Genomic DNA, 9700 nt, shown 5'->3' on the forward strand with positions numbered 1-9700 from the left:
GAGCTAGCACTCTCGATGATCCATCAACCAAAGGAATCCCTCACCACACGAAAACGTGCAGTGCGGGGGATTTGTTACTTGGCACTGACTTTCGGCACGCTGTTGAGTTCTCAAGGAGCGGACGCGCGGAGAACCTGGCCTCACGGCCGTCGTCTTCGGCTTGGTTGTCTCACTCTGGCGCCCGGGCCCGGCCTCGCGGTCGTTCCCGGCGCAGAGAGAAAGTTACGTGGACCCGGAGGCCGTGTCAAACCGATGGGCGGTGACGCCGGACACCCTCCGGCAACGGCGCCGTCACACGCCGTTCACACCCCAGGTCAGACCACCCGCTGCACCCCGGCGACGGCCCGCTTGCCCCGGCGGAGGACCAGCCAGCCGCCCGGGAGCCACGCGTCCTCCCCCGGCACGGCCTCGGCGTCGGTGACCCGCTCGTTGTTCAGGTAGGCGCCGCCCTCCTTCACGGTGCGGCGTGCCTCGGAGAGGCTGCCGACGAGACCGGTGAGCTGGAGGAGCTGGGCGACGGTGGGTGTCTGGCCGTCCACGGTGACGCTGCCGGCCTCGCGGAGGGCGGCGCCGAGGGTGTCCGGTCCCAGCGCGGAGAGGTCGTCACGGCCGAACAGCGCCCGGCCGGCGGCCTCGGCCTGCCGTAGCTCCTCGGGGCCGTGGACGAGCAGGGTCAGCTCCTGGGCGAGCGCCCGCTGCGGAGCGCGGGAGGCCGGGCGCTCCACGCTCTCGGCGATCAGCGCCTCGACCTCCTCGGCCGGCCGCTCGGAGTACAGCGGCAGCCAGGCGCGGGCGTCGGCGTCGTCGGCGTTGAGCCAGAACTGGAAGAAGGCGTAGGGCGAGGTGAGCGCCGGATCGAGCCAGACCGCGCCGCCCTCGGTCTTGCCGAACTTGGTGCCGTCGGACTTGGTGACCAGCGGCGTCGACAACGCGTGCACCCGCGCGCCCTCGGTGCGGCGCACCAGGTCGATGCCGGCGGTCAGGTTGCCCCACTGGTCCGAGCCGCCGGTCTGCAGCGTCACGCCGTTGCGCCGGTGCAGCTCCCGGTAGTCGTTCGCCTGCAGGATCTGGTAGCTGAACTCGGTGTAGCTGATGCCGGCCTCGGAGTTCAGCCGCGCGGAGACGGCCTCCTTGGCCAGCATCTGGCTGACCCGGAAGTGCTTGCCGATCTCCCGCAGGAAGTCGATCGCCGACAGCTGCGCCGTCCAGTCGAGGTTGTCGACGTAGACCGGCGCGGCGAGGCCGTCCCGCTCCGCCGGCACCTCGAGGAACGGCGCCACCTGGGTGCGGATGCTCTCCACCCACCCGGCGACGGTCTCTCGGTCGTTGAGCTGCCGCTCGGCCGTCGGCCGCGGGTCCCCGATCAGGCCGGTCGCGCCACCCACCAGCACGACGGGCTGGTGCCCGGCGCGCTGGAGGGCCCGCAGCACCATGAACTGCAGCAGGTGGCCGACGTGCAGGCTGGGCGCCGTCGGGTCGAAGCCGGCGTAGTAGGCGACCGGCCCCTCCGCGAGGTGCGCGCGCAGCGCCTCCTCGTCGGTGCTCTGGGCGATCAGCCCACGGCGGTGCAGCTCGTCGATCACGTCGGTCACGGGTACTGATCCTCCCTTGCGCTCCGCCGGCGGGGTCGACCCCCTGGGCGGAACGCACTGACCGAGTCGGCGCCGGTCTCCCAGAACCGCCACGGCAGCTCGGTGGCGACGCTGATGCCGATCCGCGGCCCGGCCGACACCTCCGCCGGCGGGTCCCCCCGGTGCAGCCGTACCGAGCTGTCCGGGGAGAGCAGGTCGGCGGCCTTGTCGTCCGGCCCGATCGCCAGCGCCTGGGTGAGCCGGGCCGGCCCGCCGGCGAGGTCCCGGGCCGTCCGGGCCGCCGGACGGCGGGCGCGGGCCAGCTCCTCCCCCACCACGACGTCCCCGGCACGCAGCAGCACCGCCGAGCCGTGCCCGTCCGGGCCGACGACGACGTTGGCGCACCAGTGCACGCCGTAGCTGAAGTACACGTAGAGCCGCCCCGGCGGGCCGAACATGATCGCCGCCCGCGGGGTCGGCCCCCGGTGCGAGTGGGCCGCGGGGTCGGTGCCGTCGCCGGCGTAGGCCTCGACCTCGGTGAGCCGCAGCGCGACCCGCCCCTCGGGCCGGTCGGTGACCAGCCAGCACCCGAGCAGCGCCGGGGCCACGACGTCGGGTGGCCCGAGCAGCTCCTCGGGGGTGAGGAGCGGTCCGGGCGACGGCGAGCTCAGAGCGCGGCCGCCACGGGTGAGGACGACGCCCAGTCGGCGTGCTGCCGGGTGAGGTCGGCCAGCCGGGTGAGCTGCTCGGCGACCCGCTCCGGCGCGGTCCCCCCGCGGGCGCTGCGGGCCGCGAGCGCGCCACGCACGGTGAGCACGGCGCGGACGCCGGGGGTCAGCCGCTCGTCGATGCCGGCCAGCTGGTCGTCGTCCAACTCGTCGAGCTCGAGACCGGCCCCCTCGCAGAAGGCGACCATCGCGCCGCTGATCTCGTGCGCCGACCGGAACGGCACGCCCTGGCGGACCAGCCACTCGGCGACGTCGGTGGCCAGCGCGAAGCCCTGCGGCGCGGCGGCCTCCATGACCTCGGGACGCATCGTCAGCGTGGCCGTCATCCCGGTGACGGCCGGCAGCAGGAGCAGCAGCTGCTCCATGGAGTCGAAGACCGGCTCCTTGTCCTCCTGCAGGTCCCGGTCGTAGGCCAGCGGGAGGCCCTTGAGCATCGTCAGCAGCCCGGTCAGGTTGCCGACGAAGCGGCCGGACTTGCCGCGGGCCAGCTCGGCGATGTCGGGGTTCTTCTTCTGCGGCATGATCGACGACCCGGTGGCCCAGGAGTCGTCGAGCCGGGCCCAGCCGAACTCGGTCGACGTCCAGAGCACGACCTCCTCCCCCAGCCGGGAGAGGTGCACGCCGATGAGCGCGGCGACGAAGCAGAACTCCGCGGCGAAGTCGCGGTCGCTGACGCCGTCCATCGAGTTGTCCGACGCGCGGTCGAAGCCGAGCTCGGCGGCGACGGCGTCGGGGTCCAGCGGCAGCGAGGAGCCGGCCAGCGCGCCGGAGCCGTAGGGGCTGACGGCGGTGCGCCGGTCCCAGTCCCGCAGCCGGTCCACGTCGCGGGCGAAGGCGTGCACGTGGGCGAGCAGCTGGTGGGCGATGAGCACCGGCTGGGCGTGCTGGAGGTGGGTCATGCCCGGCGCGGCGACGTCCTGGTAGCGCTGCGCCAGGCCGAGCAGCGCGTACTCCAGCGACGACAGCTCCCCCACCAGCGCGCGCACGTGGTGGCGCAGGTAGAGGCGCAGGTCGGTGGCGATCTGGTCGTTGCGGCTGCGGCCGGCGCGCAGCTTGCCGCCGAGCGCGCCGAGCTTGGCCGACAGCCCGCGCTCGAGGGCCTCGTGGACGTCCTCGTCGGACTCGAGCGCGACGAAGGTGCCGGCCTCGACCTCGTTGGACAGCTCGGTGAGGGCCCGCAGCATCTGCGCGAGCTCGTCGTCGGTGAGCAGCCCGGCCCGGTGCAGCACCCGCGCGTGGGCCCGCGACCCGGCGAGGTCGAAGGGGGCCAGCTTCCAGTCGAAGTGGGTCGACTTGGACAGCGCCGCCAGCGCCGGGGAGGGGCCGCCGCCGAAGCGGCCGCCCCACAGACGGGTCTCCGAAGGTGCGGAGGTCACGATCAGCTCTCTTCCAGGTCCGACGTCAGTTCGGGGTAGACCGCCGGCGTGCGCGCGGCGAGCGCCCGCAGGCGGTCGGCCAGCGCCGGACCACCGTCGGGTGCGCGGGAGACGACCAGGAGAGTGTCGTCCCCCGCGATCGTGCCCAGGACGTCGGGGAGGCCGACCTTGTCCAGGGCGGAGGCCAGGAACTGCGCGGCGCCCGGGGGCGTGCGCAGGACGGCCAGGTTCGCGCTGCCCTCCGCGCTGGTCAGCAGGTCGGCCAGCAGCCGGGTCAGCCGGGCCGGGGCGGTCTGGGCCGGGCGCAGCGGGGCGTTCTCCGGCGGCAGCACGTAGGACGCCGGTGCGCCGTCGGAGCCGCGCATCTTGACCGCGCCGAGCTCCTCCAGGTCCCGCGAGAGGGTGGCCTGGGTGACCTCGATGCCGGAGCCGGCCAGCAGGGCGGCGAGCTGGGTCTGCGAGGTGACCGGACGGGTGTCGATCAGCTCGCGGATCCGGGCCTGCCGCGCGGAGCGGGTCAGCGCGCCGGTCACCCCGATCGCTCCAGCAGCCACAGGAGCAGCGCCTTCTGGGCGTGCAGCCGGTTCTCCGCCTCGTCCCACACCGCGCTCTGCGGGCCGTCGATCACCTCGGCGGCGATCTCCTTGCCGCGGTAGGCCGGCAGGCAGTGCAGGACGACGGCGTCGTCGGCGGCCCGGGCGAGGGCGGCGTCGTCCACCGCGTAGGGCAGGAACGGCGCGATGCGGGACTCGTACTCGCCCTCCTGGCCCATGGAGACCCAGGTGTCGGTGACCAGGACGTCGGCACCGTCGGCTGCGGCCGCGGCGTCGGCGGTCCAGGCCACGGAGCCGCCGGTCTGCGCGGCGATCTCCTCGGCGCGCTCCAGCACCTCCTTGGACGGCTGGAACTCCACCGGCGAGCCGATCCGCACGTGCATGCCGGCCGTGGCCCCGCCGAGCAGGTAGGAGTGCGCCATGTTGTTGGCGCCGTCGCCGAGGTAGGTCATCGTCAGCCCGGCGAGGGTCCCCTTGCGCTCGATGACCGTCTGCAGGTCGGCGAGGATCTGGCAGGGGTGGAACTCGTCGGTCAGGGCGTTGACCACCGGCACCCGGCTGACCGAGGCCATCGCCTCGATGCGGCCCTGGCCGAAGGTGCGCCAGACGATCGCGGCGACCTGCCGGTCGAGCACGCGGGTGGTGTCCTCGACCGGCTCGCCGCGGCCGAGCTGGCTGGAGCCGGCGTCGATGACCAGCGGGTACCCGCCGAGTTCGGCGACGCCGACGGAGAACGACACCCGGGTGCGGGTCGACGGCTTGTCGAACAGCACCGCCACCGCCCGGGGCACCCCGTTCGGCGCGGCCAGCGGGGTGGGCGCCTGCGCGGTGTGCCGGGTGCGCTTGAGCTCGGCGGCCAGGGCCAGCACCTCGGCCTGCTCGGCCGGCGTGAGGTCGTCGTCCCGCAGGAAGTGCCGGGTCACTGTGCTGTCTCCAGGGCGGTGTCGAGGGCCGGCGGCAGGGCCGCGACGAAGGCGTCGACCTGCGCGTCGGTGAGGACCAGCGACGGCGCCAGCCGCAGCACGTCGGGCGCGACGGCGTTGGTGAGGAACCCGGCGTCCCGCAGCGCCGCCTCCAGCGCGGCGGCGACCGGCGCCGTGAGGACGACGCCGAGCAGCGCACCCCGCCCCCGCACCCCGCTGACCCCGCGGTGCCCGAGGGCCTCGATGCCGGCGGTGAACCGGTGCTCGAGCTCCTTGGCGCGCTCGAGCAGCCCCTCGTCGCGGATGGTGTCCAGGACGGCGAGGGCGGCGGCCGCGGCGATCGGGTTGCCGCCGAAGGTGGAGCCGTGCGAGCCGGCCGTCAGCAGGTCGGCGGCCGGGCCGAAGGCCAGCGTCGCGCCCAGGGGCAGCCCGCCGCCGAGCGCCTTGGCCAGCGTGATGACGTCGGGCTGCAGCCCGTCGGCCTGGTGGGCGAACCAGTGCCCGGTGCGGCCGGTGCCGGTCTGCACCTCGTCGACGGCGAACAGCGCGCCGGCGTCCTGCGCGGTCTGCGCCGCCGCGGCCAGGTAGCCGGCGGGCGCGGGCAGCACGCCGCCCTCGCCGAGCATCGGCTCGAGCAGCACCATCGCCGTCCGGTCGCTCACCGTGCCGGCCAGCGCGCCGGGATCGCCGTAGGGCACGTACCGGACGCCGCCGGGCAGCGGGGCGAACGCCGCGGCCTTCGACGGCTGCCCGGTCAGGGCCAGCGCGCCCATGGTCCGGCCGTGGAAGGCGCCCTCGGCGGTGACCACCTCCGGCCGCCCGGTGAGCCGGCTGATCTTGAAGGCGGCCTCGTTGGCCTCGGCGCCGGAGTTGCAGAAGAAGACCCGGCCCGGCCGGCCGGCCAGCTCCAGCAGCCGCTCGGCCAGCAGGAGGCCGGGCTCGTGCATGGCCAGGTTGGAGACGTGCCCGAGGGTCTGCGCCTGCCGGGTGATCGCCTCGACGACCTTCGGGTGGGCGTGGCCGAGGATCGTGGTCGCGATGCCGCCGAGCAGGTCGGTGTACTCGCGGCCGTCGACGTCCCACACGGTCGCCCCGGCACCGCGCGCCAGCGCGACCGGCGGGGTCTTGTAGTTGCTCATCATCACGGCCGACCAGCGGGTGGCCAGCTCCTCCGTGTGGGTCATGCCGGCTCCCTCCCGGTCTCGGCCGGGACCACCATGGTCCCGGTCCCTTCGGACGTGAACATCTCCAGCAGCAGGGCGTGCGGCGCGCGGCCGTCGACGACCGTCGCCCGCTTCACCCCGCCGTTCACCGCCCGCAGGCAGGCGGTCATCTTCGGGATCATCCCGGCGTCCAGCGTGGGCAGGATCTCGGCCAGCTCGGCGGCGTCGATCTGCTGCACCAGCGAGTCGCGGTCGGGCCAGTCGGCGTAGAGCCCCTCGACGTCGGTGAGGACCACGAGCTTCACCGCGCCGAGCGCCACGGCCAGCGCGGCCGCCGCGGTGTCGGCGTTGACGTTGTGCACCACGCCGTCGGCGTCGGGCGCGACGGTCGCGACCACCGGGATGTGACCGGACTCCAGCAGCGCCCGGACCGGGGTGGGGTCGACGGCGACGACGTCACCGACCAGGCCGACGTCCACCGGCCGGCCGTCGATGAGGGCGTGCGTGCGGGCGGCGGTGAACAGCCCGCCGTCCTCCCCGGACAGCCCCACGGCCAGCGGGCCGTGCTGGTTGACCAGCCCGACCACCTCGGGGGTCACCTGGCCGGTCAGCACCATGCGGACGACGTCGATCGTCTCGGCCGTGGTGACCCGCAGGCCGCCGCGGAACTCGCTCTCGATGCCCAGCCGGCCCAGCATCTCGGTGATCTGCGGACCGCCGCCGTGCACCACGACCGGGTGGATGCCGCAGGTCCGCAGGAAGACCATGTCCTCGGCGAAGGCGCGGCGGCACTCCTCGTCGACCATGGCGTGCCCGCCGTACTTCACGACGACGACGTTGTCGTGGAACTCCTTGAGCCACGGCAACGCGCCGGTGAGGACGGCGACCTTCTGCCGGTCGCCCTCGGGGTCGAAGGTGCGCATGACCCGGCGGGTGCCGACCTTGCGCGGTGGCTTGAGCTCGTCGATGCGGACGTCGGGCGGGGTGGGGTCCTGCGCCTCGGGGTCGTGGGTGGTGGTCACGTGGGGTTCGGGATCTGCGCTCATGTGGAGTAGGCCGAGTTCTCGTGGACGTAGGCGAGTGACAGGTCGTTCGTCCAGATCGTCGCCTGCTCGGCGCCGGCCCTCAGGTCGACGTCGATGGTGATCTGCCGTCCGGCGAGGTCGACCAGCTCCCGCGGGTCGCCGATCGCCCCGCCCCGGCAGACCGTGACGCCGTTGATGGTCACGTCGACCTGGTCGGCCTCGAAGGCGGCGTCGGTGGTGCCGATCGCGGCCAGCACGCGGCCCCAGTTGGGGTCGTTGCCGAACAGCGCGGTCTTGAGCAGGTTGTTGCGGGCGCAGGCGCGGCCGGCGGTCAGCGCGTCGCCGACGCTGGCGGCGTTGCGGACGGTGATCGCGATGTCCTTGGTCGACCCCTCGGCGTCGGCCAGCAGCTGCATCGCCAGGTCGGTGGCCGCCGCGGTGAGCGCCTCGGCGACCTCCTCCGCGGACGGCGTGACCCCGCTGGCGCCGCTGGCCATCACGACCACCGTGTCGTTGGTCGACAGGCAGCCGTCGGAGTCGACCCGCTCGAAGCTGACGCTGGTGGCCTGCGCCAGCGCGGTCTGCAGGGTCGCGGTGTCGACCACCGCGTCGGTGGTGAGGACGACGAGCATCGTGGCCAGGCTCGGCGCGAGCATGCCGGCGCCCTTGGCCATCCCGCCGACCGTCCAGCCCTCGCGGGTCTGCACCGTCGTCTTGGGCACGCTGTCGGTGGTCATGATCGCCAGCGCGGCGTCGTCCCCGCCGTCCTCCGACAGGCTCTTCGCCGCGGCGGTGACCCCGGCGGTCAGCTCGTCCATGGGCAGCCGGACGCCGATCAGCCCGGTGGAGGCCACCGCGACGTCGATCGCGCCGATGCCGAGTTCGCCAGCGACGTGCTCGGCGGTGGCGTGGGTGTCCTGGAAGCCCTCGGTGCCGGTGCAGGCGTTGGCCCCGCCGGAGTTGAGGACGACCGCCTTCAGCCGGCCGGTGGCCAGCACCTGCCGGCTCCACTGCACCGGCGCGGCCGGGAAGCGGTTGGTGGTGAAGACCGCGGCGGCGGCGTCGTGCGGGCCGTCGTTGACGACGAGGGCGACGTCGCGGGCGCCGGTGCTCTTGAGGCCCGCGGCGACGCCCGCGGCCCGGAACCCCTGCGGGGCGGTGACGGTCACGGCGCGACCCCCACGAGCGGCAGGCCGGTGGTCTCGGGCAGGCCGAGGGCGAGGTTGGCGCACTGGATGGCCGCTCCCCCGGTGCCCTTGGTCAGGTTGTCGACCGCGGCGACGACGACCAGCCGGCCGGCGTCGGGGTCGACCGCGACCTGCAGGGCGACGGTGTTGGCGCCGAGCACCTGCGCCGTCGTCGGCCACTGCCCCTCGGGGAGGAGGTGGACGAACGGCTCGTCGGCGTAGGCCTTCTCGTAGGCGGTCCGCGCGGCGGCGGCGTCCGTGCCCGGGGTCAGCGGCGCCGAGCAGGTGGCGAGGATGCCCCGGCTCATCGGCACCAGCGTGGGCGTGAAGCTGACGCTCACCGGGCTGCCGGCCGCCTGCGACAGGTTCTGCACCATCTCCGGCGTGTGCCGGTGCACCCCGCCCACGCCGTAGGCGCTCACCGAGCCCATGACCTCGCTGCCCAGCAGGTGCGGCAAGGCCTTCTTGCCCGCGCCGGAGGTGCCGCTGGCGGCGACCACGACGACGTCGGGCTCGACCAGCCCGGCGGCCAGCGCCGGGGCCACGGCGAGGGTGACCGAGGTCGGGTAGCAGCCGGGGACGGCGATCCGCCGCGCACCGGTCAGCTGCTGCCGCTGGCCGGGCAGCTCCGGCAGCCCGTAGGGCCAGGAGCCGGCGTGCTCGCCGCCGTACCACCGCGCCCACGCCGCGGGGTCGCTGAGCCGGTGGTCGGCGCCGCAGTCGACGACGAGGGTGTCGTCGGACAGCTGCGCGGCGATCGCGGCCGACTCGCCGTGCGGCAGCGCCAGGACGACGACGTCGTACCCGCTCAGGGCCGCGGCGTCGCTGGGCTGCACCTCGAGGCCGGCGTACGGGAGCAGGTGGGGCTGCAGCTCACCCAGGCGTCGCCCGGCACTGGAATTGGCGTGCACCCCGGCCAGCCGGAGGTTCGGGTGCCCGGCGAGCAGCCGGCACACCTCACCTCCCGCGTACCCGGTGGCGCCGGTGACCCCGACCGTCCACGTCTGCCCTGTACTCACGATGCATGACCATACACGGCCATGCATGACCGTTCATCTGGGTTGTCCCGGCCGGGAGAGCGGAGGTGTTTCTGCAGATGCTCGTGCTGTGGCCACCCGGGTGGGCAGAGCACGAGCATTCCCGCCACGGAAGGACCCGGCGGTGCGGAACCGG

The 9700-nt window shown here is 74.3% G+C and carries 9 protein-coding genes; all 9 read right to left on the reverse strand.

The genetic code is table 11. From position 1 onward, the window contains the following. Positions 1–314 precede the first annotated feature (314 nt). The 9 genes from tyrS to argC are packed head-to-tail and all read right to left on the reverse strand — an operon-like array spanning position 315 to position 9546. Positions 315–1592: a tyrosine--tRNA ligase gene (gene tyrS, locus ACI78Q_RS23340; protein ID WP_456925865.1), complete on the reverse strand. Its 1278-nt coding sequence runs from the start codon at positions 1590–1592 to the stop codon at positions 315–317. Further along, entirely contained in the window at positions 1589–2275 is a 687-nt protein-coding gene (locus ACI78Q_RS23345; RefSeq protein WP_456925872.1) for a DNA-3-methyladenine glycosylase, read from the reverse strand. The genes tyrS and ACI78Q_RS23345 overlap by 4 nt, the downstream gene beginning before the upstream one ends. Next, entirely contained in the window at positions 2239–3675 is a 1437-nt protein-coding gene (gene argH, locus ACI78Q_RS23350; RefSeq protein WP_456925866.1) for an argininosuccinate lyase, read from the reverse strand. The genes ACI78Q_RS23345 and argH overlap by 37 nt, the downstream gene beginning before the upstream one ends. A gap of 2 nt (positions 3676–3677) precedes the next feature. After that, positions 3678–4208 (reverse strand): arginine repressor, encoded by a 531-nt coding sequence (locus ACI78Q_RS23355; protein ID WP_456925873.1) that lies wholly within the window; start codon positions 4206–4208, stop codon positions 3678–3680. Next, a complete protein-coding gene (argF, locus tag ACI78Q_RS23360) occupies positions 4205–5152 on the reverse strand; it encodes an ornithine carbamoyltransferase (RefSeq protein ID WP_456925867.1) in 948 nt (315 codons plus the stop codon). The genes ACI78Q_RS23355 and argF overlap by 4 nt, the downstream gene beginning before the upstream one ends. Then, complete coding sequence (locus ACI78Q_RS23365) at positions 5149–6336, reverse strand: acetylornithine transaminase (RefSeq protein ID WP_456925868.1); 1188 nt, start codon at positions 6334–6336, stop codon at positions 5149–5151. Before ACI78Q_RS23365 ends, argF begins: the two co-directional genes overlap by 4 nt. After that, complete coding sequence (gene argB, locus ACI78Q_RS23370; RefSeq protein ID WP_456925869.1) at positions 6333–7361, reverse strand: acetylglutamate kinase; 1029 nt, start codon at positions 7359–7361, stop codon at positions 6333–6335. The genes ACI78Q_RS23365 and argB overlap by 4 nt, the downstream gene beginning before the upstream one ends. Then, positions 7358–8509, reverse strand: a complete 1152-nt coding sequence (gene argJ / locus ACI78Q_RS23375) for a bifunctional glutamate N-acetyltransferase/amino-acid acetyltransferase ArgJ (protein WP_456925870.1) — start codon at positions 8507–8509, stop codon at positions 7358–7360. Before argJ ends, argB begins: the two co-directional genes overlap by 4 nt. Continuing rightward, a complete protein-coding gene (gene argC / locus ACI78Q_RS23380; protein ID WP_456925871.1) occupies positions 8506–9546 on the reverse strand; it encodes an N-acetyl-gamma-glutamyl-phosphate reductase in 1041 nt (346 codons plus the stop codon). Before argC ends, argJ begins: the two co-directional genes overlap by 4 nt. Between the last annotated feature and the right edge of the window lie 154 nt (positions 9547–9700).

The organism is Geodermatophilus sp. SYSU D00705 (assembly GCF_054050135.1).